The 13,801-nt window shown below is 36.0% G+C and carries 10 protein-coding genes; 9 read left to right on the top strand and 1 reads right to left on the bottom strand.

Translation table 11 applies throughout. From position 1 onward, the window contains the following. Nucleotides 1-56: 56 nt before the first annotated feature. Together purH and purD are read left to right on the top strand one after the other, a co-directional pair. Nucleotides 57-1,592, top strand: coding sequence for a bifunctional phosphoribosylaminoimidazolecarboxamide formyltransferase/IMP cyclohydrolase (purH, locus tag NCCP28_RS19255; protein WP_248562844.1), 1,536 nt, complete (start codon nucleotides 57-59; stop codon nucleotides 1,590-1,592). Nucleotides 1,593-1,616: 24 nt separating this feature from the next. Next, on the top strand, nucleotides 1,617-2,873 hold the full coding sequence (gene purD, locus NCCP28_RS19250) for a phosphoribosylamine--glycine ligase (protein WP_248562843.1): 1,257 nt from the start codon (nucleotides 1,617-1,619) through the stop codon (nucleotides 2,871-2,873). 173 nt (nucleotides 2,874-3,046) lie between these two features. On the opposite strand, the gene NCCP28_RS19245 is transcribed toward purD, so the two are convergent. Further along, nucleotides 3,047-3,415: a YgaP family membrane protein gene (locus NCCP28_RS19245; protein ID WP_248562842.1), complete on the bottom strand. Its 369-nt coding sequence runs from the start codon at nucleotides 3,413-3,415 to the stop codon at nucleotides 3,047-3,049. A gap of 194 nt (nucleotides 3,416-3,609) precedes the next feature. Between NCCP28_RS19245 and NCCP28_RS19240 the strand changes: the two genes are divergently transcribed. From NCCP28_RS19240 to NCCP28_RS19210, 7 genes are all read left to right on the top strand, one after another. Beyond that, nucleotides 3,610-5,355: an adenine deaminase C-terminal domain-containing protein gene (locus NCCP28_RS19240; RefSeq protein WP_248562841.1), complete on the top strand. Its 1,746-nt coding sequence runs from the start codon at nucleotides 3,610-3,612 to the stop codon at nucleotides 5,353-5,355. Nucleotides 5,356-5,494: 139 nt separating this feature from the next. Further along, entirely contained in the window at nucleotides 5,495-6,541 is a 1,047-nt protein-coding gene (locus tag NCCP28_RS19235; RefSeq protein ID WP_248562840.1) for a DUF3048 domain-containing protein, read from the top strand. 32 nt (nucleotides 6,542-6,573) lie between these two features. Next, a complete protein-coding gene (locus NCCP28_RS19230) occupies nucleotides 6,574-6,882 on the top strand; it encodes a YerC/YecD family TrpR-related protein (RefSeq protein ID WP_248562839.1) in 309 nt (102 codons plus the stop codon). Nucleotides 6,883-7,243: 361 nt separating this feature from the next. Next, on the top strand, nucleotides 7,244-7,927 hold the full coding sequence (pcrB, locus tag NCCP28_RS19225) for a heptaprenylglyceryl phosphate synthase (protein ID WP_248562838.1): 684 nt from the start codon (nucleotides 7,244-7,246) through the stop codon (nucleotides 7,925-7,927). A 64-nt stretch (nucleotides 7,928-7,991) separates the two neighbouring features. Continuing rightward, complete coding sequence (gene pcrA, locus NCCP28_RS19220; protein WP_248562837.1) at nucleotides 7,992-10,223, top strand: DNA helicase PcrA; 2,232 nt, start codon at nucleotides 7,992-7,994, stop codon at nucleotides 10,221-10,223. Nucleotides 10,224-10,462: 239 nt separating this feature from the next. After that, on the top strand, nucleotides 10,463-12,487 hold the full coding sequence (gene ligA, locus NCCP28_RS19215) for an NAD-dependent DNA ligase LigA (RefSeq protein WP_248562870.1): 2,025 nt from the start codon (nucleotides 10,463-10,465) through the stop codon (nucleotides 12,485-12,487). Beyond that, the gene (locus NCCP28_RS19210; protein WP_248562836.1) at nucleotides 12,484-13,653 is read left to right on the top strand and encodes a CamS family sex pheromone protein; all 1,170 of its coding nucleotides are present in this window, start codon (nucleotides 12,484-12,486) and stop codon (nucleotides 13,651-13,653) included. Before ligA ends, NCCP28_RS19210 begins: the two co-directional genes overlap by 4 nt. The last annotated feature ends 148 nt before the right edge of the window (nucleotides 13,654-13,801 follow it).

The following is a 13,801-nucleotide window of genomic DNA, read 5'->3' as shown; positions in this document are numbered from 1 at the left end:
TCTGTGTTATGAACTAGCAAAATGCGTTACATATTAATTTTTGGGGGAAAAACAACATGAAAAAAAGGGCGTTAATAAGCGTATCGGACAAAACAGGCATTACAGATTTTGCTAAAGAACTTCATGAATTAGGGTATGAGTTAATTTCAACGGGCGGTACAAAAAAGGCTATCCAAGACAGCGGCATTCCTGTATTAGGTGTAAGTGATGTAACAGGATTTCCTGAAATTTTAGAAGGCAGAGTTAAAACATTAAATCCATATATTCATGGCGGCTTGCTTGCAAAATTTGACGAACCAAGTCATCAGGAGCAATTAAATGAACATAAAATTGATCCAATTCAGATTGTTTGTGTAAATCTTTATCCTTTTCAACAGACAATAGCTAAACCAGATGTAACAGTGGAAGATGCAATTGAAAATATTGATATTGGCGGACCGACTATGCTCCGTGCTTCTGCAAAAAATCATCAGTATGTAACAGTAGTAGTTGATCCTAGTGATTACGTAACGGTTATAGAAGAGTTAAAAAACAAGGATGAAGTAACATTTGAAACAAGACGCAGACTTGCGGCAAAGGTATTCCGTCATACAGCTAGCTATGATGCAATGATTGCACAATATATGACAGAATTGACAGAAGAAAGTACGCCAGAGAAATTAACAGTAACATATGAATTAGCACAATCGTTGCGCTATGGCGAAAACCCTCATCAAAAAGCGGCATTTTACCGGAGGCCACTAGGATCAGCGTTCTCCATCGCAAATGCGGAACAATTACACGGGAAAGAGCTATCTTACAATAATATTAATGACGCTGATGCAGCTATTCAAATTGTAAAAGAATTTACAGAACCTGCAGCAGTAGCAATAAAACATAGCAACCCTTGTGGAGTAGGAACAGGATCTGATATTTTTGCAGCATTTTCAAAAGCATTTGCAGCAGACCCAGTTTCTATCTTCGGCGGCATTATTGCATTAAATAGAGAAGTGGATGCGGAGACAGCAAAAAAACTTCATGAAATTTTCTTGGAAATCATCATCGCTCCATCTTTCTCTGAAGAAGCATTAACTATTTTAAAAGGGAAAAAGAACTTGCGTTTACTGACTATTCCTTTTGATGCTGCAAATACAAATGAAATGAAATTTACTTCTATTGAAGGCGGATTGCTTACACAAGACTTTGACCGCTACACATTAGACGATGCAACAATCTCTATTCCAACAGAAAAGAAACCAACAGATGAGGAATGGGAAGCTTTAAAATTTGGCTGGAAAATTGTAAAACATGTTAAATCAAATGCAATCGTTGTTAATGATAAAGATATGACATTAGGCATTGGTGCAGGACAAATGAACCGTGTTGGAGCAGCAAAAATTGCGTTAGAACAAGCTGGAGAAAAAAGTGTTGGAGCAGTTCTTGCTTCAGATGCGTTTTTCCCAATGGATGATACAGTAGAAGCTGCTGCTAAAGCTGGAATTACAGCGATTATTCAAACAGGCGGAAGTATCAGAGATGAAGATTCTATTAAAAAAGCTAACGAATATGGGATTGCGATGGTCTTAACTGGAGTAAGACATTTCAAACATTAAGGATAAGCTGGAGGATGGAAATAGATGAAAGTACTTGTTATTGGACGCGGCGGCAGAGAGCATGCAATTTGTACAAAGATAAAGGAAAGCAATCAAGTAGATACGGTTTTTGCGGCACCTGGAAATGTTGGGATGACAGATGTGGCCGAGCGTATTGCTATTGAAGAAACAGAAGCAGAAAAATTAGTTGATTTTGCTTTAAAGAACCAAATAGATTTAACAATTGTTGGTCCAGAAGTACCCTTGCTTCTAGGGGTAGTAGATAAATTTGAGGAAGCTGGCTTAAAGGTATTCGGTCCAAGACAAAAAGCGGCTGAAATTGAAGGCAGCAAATCCTTTGCAAAAGATATTATGAAAAAATACAATATTCCAACAGGTGAATATGCAACATTTTCTAATTATGAAGATGCAAAAGCTTATATTCAAAAAAAGGGTGCACCAATTGTTATTAAAGCAGACGGTTTAGCCGCAGGAAAAGGTGTAACGGTTGCATTGACTTTGGAAGAAGCTCTAGCAAGCATTGAAGAAATGCTAGTAGAAGAGAAGTTTGGCAGTGCCTCTGCGACAATTGTTGTGGAAGAATTTTTAGCTGGTGAGGAATTTTCATTAATGTCTTTTGTTAATGGTGAGACAGTTATTCCTCTAGAGATTGCACAAGATCATAAACGAGCATTTGATGGAGACAAGGGACCTAATACTGGCGGAATGGGGGCATATTCTCCAGTTCCGCATATCTCTCAGAGCATTGTGCAAACAGCAATTGAAACGGTTGTAAAGCCAACTGCCAAGGCACTTGTACAAGAAGGCAGATCATTTACAGGTGTGTTATATGCGGGATTAATTGCAACAGATCAAGGGCCAAAGGTAATTGAATTTAATGCAAGGCTTGGAGATCCAGAAACTCAAGTTGTCCTTCCTAGAATGAAGTCTGATTTGACAAGTGTATTATTAGCTGTGCTGGATGGAGAAGTGCCTGAAATTGAGTGGCATGAAGAGGATATGCTTGGTGTTGTAATTGCGTCAAAAGGATATCCTGAAGACTATGAAAAAGGAGCAGTAATTAGAGGGTTAGAAAAAATGGAAGACGTTTCTATCTTTCATGCTGGGACAGATACAAATGCTGATGGCGAATTTGTGACAGATGGCGGCCGAGTTTTGCTTGTAGCAGCTAAAAGCAAAACCTTAAAAGAGGCGCAGGCAAAAGTTTATGGGCAATTAGAAAAACTAGACAGCGATGGCGTGTTTTATCGTCAGGATATTGGATTTAAAGCAATAAAGTAACACTTTAAAATTCTGATGTAATAATGAAAATAAAACCAGACTAATTACTCTTGTAATTAGTCTGGTTTTTTATCTGGCATTAATGGGCAGAAAATCCTACTTAAGGGAGGATGAGAAAAAACGAGAAATCTAGGTGGGGGGCAGAAACCCCCACTAATTGAAGTTTCACTTTATTAATCTTTTTTCATATCCTCTGGGGAAAATATTTTCTCCGGATTAAAATCTTCCATTATTTTTGCCACTTCTTTGGAAGAAGCTGCCTCCACATGATCATTTTTTTCCTTGATTTCGTGTTTATGATTTTGTGCAGGCTGCGTCTGTTTATTTGGAAGAAATTCCTCCTTTTTATCATATAATGCAACAAGTGGACAATATCGGGTAATGCCCTCTGCAATTTTCATTCCAGCAAGTAGAGCGATCCATAAATAAGATTGATTATGGGGCTTTTTTGATAATTTTGCTGTGCTCCATGCTAAAAAAGTAAACCCACATGTAATACGAATTAATGCATTAATTAAACTAATATTTGATTTGGGATTCAAAATAAATCTCTCCTTTGTAAATGTTATTAAAAATCTTTATAATAAAAAAATATTATTGGTAAGATTTCTCTTTATAGATTAAAATGGAAGATAAAATAAACATAAAAGTAAAAAATAGAAATAGATTATTTAAAAAAATACACGCAAACAAATGATCAAACAAAATAAAACGGACAAAAAGGGGGAAATCCTAAATGTTAGATCAACGTTATCGCTGGAAAAGCAAAATTTTAAGAAAACATGTTGCTGTACTTAACGGTGAAAAATCTCCAACCATTATTCTCCAAAATGCTACTTATTTAAATCAAACTCTTCGCAAATGGATAGTTGCAAATATATGGATCTTAGAAGACCGTATTGTATATGTCGGTAAGGATATGCCAAAAATAATCGCTCAATGTGAAATTGTTGATTGCGAAAATCAATTTCTTGTACCAGGATACATAGAAGCGCATGCGCACCCTTTTCAAATTTATAATCCCCTAACACTTGCACAATATACATCACAGTTTGGGACAACAACACTAGTAAATGATAACCTTATGTTAGCTATGCATTTGGATAAAAAGAAAGCGTTTACTTTAATGGGTTTTATGCAAGATATTCCATCAACTATTTACTGGTGGTGCCGATATGATTCGCAGACAGAATTACAAAATGAAGAAATGGTATTTTCGCATAGTAATGTGAAGAACTGGATTCAACATGATGCTGTTTTGCAAGGGGGAGAATTAACGGCGTGGCCGAAGCTTTTGGACGGAGATGATATGATGCTCCATTGGATGCAAGAAACGAAAAGAATGCGTAAGAAAATTGAAGGCCACTTTCCAGGTGCATCTGAAAAAACATTGGCAAAGATGATGCTTTTAGGTGTTGACTCTGACCATGAAGCGATGACAGGAAAGGAAGTGCTTGACCGCTTGCTTCAAGGGTATATGGTTTCATTGCGATATTCCTCGATTCGTCCAGATTTGCCAAAATTATTAGATGAAATTCATCATTTAGGGATAGATCAATATGATAAATTTATGTTGACGACAGATGGATCGCCTTCTTATTTTTATGAACAAGGTCATATCGATTACTTGATTCGCATAGCTTTGGAAAAAGGGGTGCCAGTAGTTGATGCCTATAATATGGCAACAAGTAATATTGCTAAATACTATCATTTGGAGCATCTTCACGGAAATATTGCAACAGGTAGAGTTGCTAATATTAATTTTTTAGCAAATGAAAAAAATCCTACTCCTATTTCTGTATTGGCAAAAGGCGTGTGGGTGAAAAGAAATGGAAAGGAAGTAGAAGGTATATATCCAACTATCGATTGGAAAGATTGTGGATTAAACCCAATCCAGATCAATTGGGATTTAAGTTATAATGATATGCAATTTTCTATGCCTTTTGGGATTAAAATGGAGAATTCTGTTATTACAAAACCGTATTCTATCTCCATGAATGTATCGGACAATAAATTATCTGAGGAACATGACGAATGTTTTTTTATGCTGTTAGATAGGCAAGGTAAATGGAGAATCAATACTTTATTAAAAGGGTTCTCTAATGCAATTGGTGGATTGGCCAGTTCCTATACAGGTGATGGAAATATTATTTTGTTAGGAAAAGATCAATGTGATATGATAAAAGCTTTTAATCGATTAAAGGAGATTGGTGGAGGCATTGTACTCATTAAAGATGGAAAGATACTGATAGAGCTTTCTCTTCCTTTAAAAGGGTTGATGGCAGACATTCCATTAATGAGCCTAATAAAAAAAGAAAAAGATTTGATTAAAATTATAAAAGAATTAGGTTTTGCATATGAGGATCCTATTTATACTTTAGCGTTTTTTTCTGCCACACATTTGCCGTATATAAGAATTACACAAAAAGGATTGTATGATGTATTAAATAAAAATGTACTCTTTCCAGCAATAATGCGTTAAAATATAAAAGAGTATATTTGTTAAATTGGAATTTTCAGAAAGTATTGCCATAGTTAAAGAAAACTTGTTTATCAAAGTAGAGAAGTTTGGGAAGCGCTATTCAAAAACCGGTATAGAGGTCTTAGAAATAGGAGGGCGTATGAAGAAAAGCATTATTTTTCTTTTTATGACAGTTCTTTTAACAGCGTGCAGCGATGACCCGAAAAAGGTTAACGGACATAATGAAAATCACCAAAGCGGCAATATCCATAAAGAACAACAAAAAAGTGAAGGACTGGCATATACATATCCGCTGACAGGTTTGAAAAGCAAAGAGGAAAATTCAAATCGAGCAATTGGCGTGATGATTAATAATCATCCTGCTGCAAGACCACAATCTGGTTTATCGCAAGCAGATATTGTGTATGAAGTTTTAGCGGAAGGGGATATTACGAGATTTCTTGCTATATTCCAAAGTGAACATCCAAAATTAATTGGTCCTGTACGAAGTTCGCGAGACTATTATATTGAACTTGCAAAAGGATATGATACATTATATATTGCTCATGGTTACAGTCCAGAGGCAAAAAAGCTTTTAACAAATGGATATATTGATAATTTAAATGGCATGCAATATGACGGAACCCTTTTTAAAAGGGCCTCATATCGAGTAGCTCCCCATAATTCTTATATTAGCTACAGCAACATTTTAAAGGGAGCAAAGCAAAAACAATACAGCCTAGATCAATCACCAGACAACCTTTTATTTATTAAAAAGGCTGATTTAGATAAAATAGCCGGGGAAAAGACAAGTGCTGTTTCTGTAAAATTTAGTTCAGATAATGCATACAATTCTCAGTTTAAATACAACAGTGATTCGCAAAAATATTTGCGGTACTCGAATGGGGAACAGACAGTAGAGTACGAAACAAAATCTCCTGTTGCAGTAGATAATGTTTTTATCCTTGAGGCCAGACATTCTGTTGTAGATAAAAAAGGAAGAAGAGAAGTAGATTTAACTTCAGGGGGAAAAGGCTATCTGTTGCAAAAGGGCAGATGGAGAGAAGTAGAATGGAAAAATATAAATGGCCGCATTCTTCCATTTGAGAACAATAAACAGGCAGGGCTGGTTCCTGGAAAGACATGGATAGATATTATACCTTCTAATCTTGGACTAAATGCAGCCGTTTCTTTTGAAACAAGATAAAATTTAATGTAACTTTTTGGAGGTATGAAAAAATGCAAATTGATAAATTAAGAGGAAAAGAATTGGATCAATTATTTAAGTCCATTCTTTCATTGGAAAATTTAGAAGAATGTTATTTGTTTTTTGACGATCTTTGCACAGTAAATGAGATTCAATCATTGTCCCAGCGTCTGGAAGTTGCCAGAATGCTAAGAGAGGGAAATACGTATCATATGATAGAAAAGGAAACTGGTGCGAGCACTGCAACGATTTCGCGGGTAAAAAGATGTTTGAATTATGGCAATGATGCATATGAGATGGCTTTAGATAGAATTAAAGAAGAAGAAAAAGCAGCTGAATAGTGAAATGAAAAAAGAGCAGGAAGGCTATTGATCCTGCTCTTTTTTATGCCAATTTATATAGTTTGAGCCATGTAAGAAATAAGAGAATAAATAAAGCTTTTTTTTGCTTAAGCAGCAAAATGAAAAAAGTAAAACGAATGAAACTTTTATATTTATAAATCGTCCTATTAGTGTAAATAGTATGGAGATTAACACTCGATATTAGGGCAAAATGATTATAGTTTGCCAAGAGAATCTGGAATAAATTCTACCTTTCTTTTTGGTATATATTTATATAGAAATTAACCATTGTCTATTCTTTTTAGATAGTAACACTAATGCTATAATGGTTTAATGGAATGGCAGAATGGAGGAAGTATGCATGTATGATGTTCAAAAATGGCGTCATGTTTTTAAATTAGATCCAAATAAAGAAATATCAGATAAGAACTTGGAAAGAATATGTGAATCTGGTACAGATGCAATTATCATTGGAGGAACAGATGGTGTAACATTGGAAAATGTCTTAAGCATTATGTCGAGAGTTCGCCGATACACCGTACCTTGCGTTTTGGAAATATCATCAATTGAATCTGTTACACCAGGTTTTGATTTATATTTTGTCCCAACTGTTTTAAATAGTACGAATACATTATGGGTGACAGGGCTTCATCAAAAAGCCGTTAAAGAGTATGGAGAAATCATAAATTGGGATGAATTCTTGATGCAAGGTTATTGTATTTTAAATAAAGAGTGTAAAGCGGCTAATGTAACAGAAGCAAATACGGAACTGTCTGAAGATGATGTTGCGGCATTTGCGATGATGGCAGAAAAAATGTTCCATTTGCCGATTTTTTATGTGGAATATAGTGGAAGCTATGGGAATCCAGAGATGGTGAAGGCGGCGAAAAGGCATTTAATGAATACTACACTTTTTTATGGTGGAGGAATTGCAAACTTGCAAGAAGCAGAGGAAATGGCAAGTATTGCTGATGTGGTAGTGGTAGGGAATATTATTTATACAGATATTGATGCAGCACTAAGCACTGTACAGATAAAAGGATAGTTTTCATTGAATTTCAAAGCAGAAAAAATTAGAATAGAATATATGTTCTTATGGTGGTGGAAATATGCAATTTTTAACAGATAAAATATTAAATGGTTTAAACCCCGAACAAAAACTTGCTGTAAAAATGACAGATGGCCCCCTTTTGATTATGGCGGGAGCAGGCAGTGGGAAAACAAGGGTGCTGACACAAAGAATCGCTTATTTAATGGTAGAAAAAGGGGTAAATCCTTATAATATTTTAGCGATTACTTTTACAAATAAGGCTGCAAAAGAAATGAGGCAGAGAATTGCAGCTGTTTTAGGCGGAGCAAGTGAAGATATATGGATTTCAACTTTTCACTCGATGTGTGTAAGAATTTTAAGAAAAGACATCGATAGAATTGGATATAACCGTAATTTTACGATATTAGATACGACAGATCAGCTTTCTGTTATTAAAGGAATTCTTAAAGACCGCAATCTTGATCCAAAAAAAAATGATCCAAGGGCAATTCTTGGGAGCATCAGCTCAGCGAAAAATGAGCTGATCACGGCAGAAGAGTTTGCTAAGACTGCCGGTGATTACTACTCTCAAACAGTGAGTGATGTATATACAGAATATCAAAAAAGACTACGCAAAAATCAAGCCTTAGACTTCGATGATTTAATTATGCAAACCATCCATCTTTTTCAAAGAGTTCCTGAGGTATTAGAGTATTATCAACGTAAATTTCAATATATTCATGTTGATGAATATCAAGATACTAATAAATCCCAGTATTTCCTAGTGAAACAATTAGCAAGCAGATTCCGCAATCTTTGTGTTGTGGGTGATTCAGACCAGTCTATTTATGCATGGCGCGGTGCAGATATTACAAATATTCTTTCGTTTGAGAAAGATTATCCGAATGCAAAGGTTGTAATGTTAGAGCAAAATTATCGTTCAACAAAAACGATCTTAAATGCTGCGAATAAAGTAATCGGAAATAATTCTGGCAGGAAAGAAAAAAATCTTTGGACGGAAAATGAAGAAGGCAATAAAATCTACTATTACCGTGCAGACAGTGAACAAGGGGAAGCACAATTTGTTATAGGAAAAATTCAAGAATTAAGAAGAGAAACTTCTTTAAATTTATCGGAGATTGCTATCCTGTATCGTACAAATGCCCAGTCTCGTGTCATGGAGGAAATGCTGTTAAAAGCAAATATTGAATATTCCATTGTTGGTGGGATAAAGTTCTATGACAGAAAAGAAATTAAAGACATCTTAGCTTATTTGCGATTAATTGCAAATCCAGATGATGATATTAGTTTGCAGCGCGTCATTAATGTGCCGAAAAGAGGCATTGGTTCTAGTTCCATTGATAAAATTTCAAATTTTGCAGGAATGCATGATATGTCTATGTACCAAGCGCTTGATGCTATTGAATTAATAGGATTAAGCCCCAAAATTACGAAGGCGGCAACAGAGTTCCGCAATTTAATTCGACAATACAGTGAGATGCAAGAATATCTATCTGTTACAGAATTGGTGGAAGCAGTAATTGAGAAATCAGGCTATGAGGAAATGCTAAAAGCGGAGAAATCGATTGAAGCACAAAGCCGCTTGGAAAATATTGAAGAGTTTTTATCGGTTACGAAAAACTTTGAAAGTACGAATGATGATAAATCTTTAATTGCTTTTTTGACGGATCTTGCGCTTGTTGCTGATATTGATAAGTTAGATGAAGATGGAAAAGAAGCAGATTCGGTAGTGCTTATGACTCTTCATTCAGCAAAGGGCTTAGAATTTCCTGTTGTTTTTCTAATTGGATTAGAGGAGAGCGTTTTTCCGCATTCCCGTTCTTTAGTAGAAGAAGCCGAAATGGAAGAAGAGAGAAGGCTGATGTATGTAGGGCTGACTAGAGCGGAAAAACATCTGTATTTAACGAATGCACAAATGAGAACACTTTTTGGCCGAACTAATATGAATCCACCTTCAAGATTTGTGAAGGAAATTCCAGAAGAGTTATTGGAAGGAATAATGCCACAGAATAGAAGAAATAATGGTTCTTCAAATACCTTGCGCGGCGGTTCCTATAATCGTTCTCCGCAAGCTGCCAGAAAAGCAGTGATTCGTCCTGCCACTACAACATCTGGGGGCGAGGGAATTGATTGGAACGTTGGCGATAAGGCCGCACATGGAAAATGGGGCGTTGGAACAGTTGTCAGTGTAAAAGGAGAGGGAGACTCTAAAGAACTCGATATTGCTTTTCCAAGCCCAGTTGGCATTAAAAGACTATTGGCGAAGTTTGCGCCGATTCAAAAAGCATAACGGAGTTTGCAATAAATGCAAGCAATAGGAAGAACATAAAAACATGCAGGCATAAACCGAAAAAGACGCTGCATTTTTTCTAGCTTTTCCCTATGTTAGTTAATAGGTTGGTTTAGTCGAATAAAAGTGATAAAAAGCATTTATACAGTACCCGATCTTTTGGAAAAAAGGCTAAGCTAATATTTTTTATAATAGAAAAATTAAGCTGGCCTTTAAATGGATAGAAAGGAATGGAGCTTTTGGATATACAAGCAGCAGAGAAGCAAGTAAAGGAATTGCATAATCTCCTGAATAAATATAATTATGAATATCATGTGCTGGATAATCCATCTATTCCTGATGCGGAGTACGATAGATTATTAAAAGAACTTATTTCTTTAGAGGAGTTATTTCCAGCGCTAAAAACAAATGATTCTCCGTCTCAGCGCGTAGGTGGAGAAATTTTGTCTATGTTTTCTAAAGTTCAGCATCAAAAGCCGATGCTTAGTTTGGGAAATGCTTTTAATGAAGATGATTTAAGAGACTTTGACCGAAAGATACGCCAGGCAATCGGAGATGAGTTTTGTTATGTCTGTGAATTAAAGATAGATGGATTAGCAGTTTCTCTTCGATATGCAGATGGGCTATTTGAAATTGGTGCGACAAGAGGGGATGGAACAACAGGAGAAGATATTACTGCAAACTTAAAGACAATCCGATCCATTCCCTTGCGCTTAAATAGGCCAGTTAGCATTGAAGTTCGGGGAGAAGCGTTTATGCCCAAAAAATCATTTTTGGCCTTAAATGCTGTTAAAGAGGAAAATGGGGAAGAGCCGTTTGCCAATCCCAGAAATGCTGCTGCAGGTTCATTAAGGCAGTTGGATCCACGTATTGCTGCATCTAGAAATCTGGATATTTTCTTATATGCCATTGGTGATGTTGGCCAAACAGGGGTTGAATCACATAGTGGAGGATTGGACCTATTAGATGAATTAGGATTTAAGACAAACAGACAAAGAAGAAAATGCGATTCTATAGAGGCAGTTTTGCAATATGTAGAGGAATGGCAAGAGAAACGGCCAGATCTTCCATATGAGATAGATGGCATTGTTATTAAAGTGGATGGATTAGCAAATCAAGAAAAGTTAGGAACAACCGCTAAAAGTCCAAGATGGGCTATAGCTTATAAATTTCCTGCAGAAGAAGTAGTAACAAAGCTAGTGGATATTACGCTAAATGTTGGCAGAACCGGCGTCATTACTCCAACAGCTGAACTAGTGCCAGTGAAAGTAGCAGGAACAACGGTTAAAAGGGCATCTCTCCATAATGAAGACTTAATTAGGGAAAAAGATATAAAAATTGGCGATATGGTTGTTGTGAAAAAAGCTGGAGATATTATTCCTGAAGTAGTGAATGTTTTAGTGGAAAGACGGACAGGGGAAGAAAAAGACTTTCATATGCCAACATATTGTCCGGAATGTGAAAGTGAATTAGTCAGAATTGAAGGAGAGGTTGCTCTTCGATGCATTAACCCAAAATGCTCCGCTCAGATTAGAGAAGGGCTTATTCACTTTGTTTCCCGCAATGCCATGAATATAGATGGATTGGGAGAAAGAGTCATAAGTCAGCTTTTTAAAGAAAAATTAATAGAAGATGTTGCAGATTTATATGCATTAACATATGATCAGTTGATTCAGCTAGAAAGAATGGGAGATAAGTCAGTCACGAACTTGCTGAATGCTATTGAAGCATCGAAAAAGAATTCTCTTGAAAAATTATTATTTGGTTTAGGAATCCGGCATGTTGGAGCAAAAGCAGCAAAAACTATTGCAATGGTTTTTGAAACGATGGAAAATCTTTTAGATGCTACAAAAGAGCAGTTAATAGCAATTAATGAAATTGGCGAAAAAATGGCAGATTCTATTGTTACCTATTTCGAACAAGAAGCAGCAGCAGCGCTTATTAATGAACTGCAGTCAGCTGGCGTTAATATGGTGTATACAGGACCAAAACTTGCAGCGGTAGAAGATGCAGATTCCATTTTTGCAGACAAAACGATTGTGCTTACAGGAAAAATGGAGATTCTTTCCCGGAATGAGGCTAAGGAGAAAATTGAAGCACTAGGCGGGAAAGTTACAGGAAGCGTAAGCAAAAAAACCGACTTAGTCATTGCCGGTGAAGACGCTGGGAGCAAGCTGACAAAAGCAGAGGAACTAGAAATTGAAGTTTGGAATGAAGAAAAGTTGTTGGAAGAATTAAAGATTAAAGGTGTGTTTGGAGAATGAAAAAAAGCTTTATATTAGCGTTAAGTCTTGTCCTATTATTGTCTGCTTGTGCGCCGAATTTTCAAAAGGAAGAAGAAGTAAAGGACAATACAGCAAACAATAGTTCAGAAGATACAGCAATCCTGCCTAAATATAAAATATCCGATGATTATTACAGCATGAAACTACCATTTAAGTCATCTGCAGCAAGAGGATTAGTAGTGAATAACTTAAATACAAGATATGATATCAGCGAATTGGAAACAGGTCTAATGCGTGTCGCCCAAAACACATTTGACCCTGACACATATTATTTTCAAGAAGGCCAGTATTTAAGCAAAGAAGTTGTTTCAAGTTGGCTAAATCGTCAATATACTGCAAAAGAACTAAAGGAAAATAAAATGTCTGAAAGTGATAATGTGGGCTTGAATCCTTCCGATGAAAATAAATCAATAAAAGAAAGCAGTGAGATGGAGCCCATTTATTTAGCCCATATATTAGAACATGATTATTTAATCAAAAGCAAAGATTCCGATAAAGTGGTGCTTGGCGGAGTGACGATAGGGCTTGCTTTAAACTCTGTTTATTATTATCAAAAAGAAAAGAACGGAGCAACCTATAGCGCTCCAATATCAGCAGCAAAACTGGAGAATGAAGGAAAAAAAATCGCTGCTGAAGTAATAAAGCGAATGAGAAAAATAAAAGGTTTAAGTTCCGTTCCAATCACGATTGCATTATTTGAACAGAAGGAAAGCTCTTCTGTTGTGCCAGGAAACTTTATTGCTTATTCCTCAGCTGGAAAGGGAAGTTCAAATTTAGGAGAGTGGAAGGGCATTAATGAAAAATATGTGCTATTTCCAAATGGAAAAAGTAAATATAAGTCTGATGAAGATCCATTTTCTTATTTTAAACAAGACATTGAAGAATATTTTCCGAATTTTAATGGGGTAGTCGGCAGAGCTTTTTATGTTAATAATAAGCTGCAGAATTTAAATATAGAAATACCTATCCAGTTTTATGGAAAAGCAGAGGTAATTGGCTTTACGCAATTTACTGCTGGAAATGTAGTAGAACATTTCCCGACAGATATTTCTGTACAGGTTAGTATAACGTCTGTAAATGGCGCTGAGGCATTAATTGTTCGGGATGCCGGCACAGATGAGCCATTTGTTCATATTTATAATTAAAAAACAGCTAGCAGAAAAGCTTATAGGCCGCTTACTTTTAGTAAAGAGAAGCAGCCTAAATAGCTTTTTTTATTTTGCAGATCTAGTATAGAAAGAAAAATCAGCAAGCTTTTTGGATATGTCAATTGATATTCACAAAAACTTACAA

Origin of the sequence: Niallia sp. NCCP-28, from assembly GCF_023168165.1 — a bacterium.
Classification (GTDB): domain Bacteria; phylum Bacillota; class Bacilli; order Bacillales; family Cytobacillaceae; genus Niallia.
This window is presented reverse-complemented; position numbering and strand designations above follow the sequence as displayed.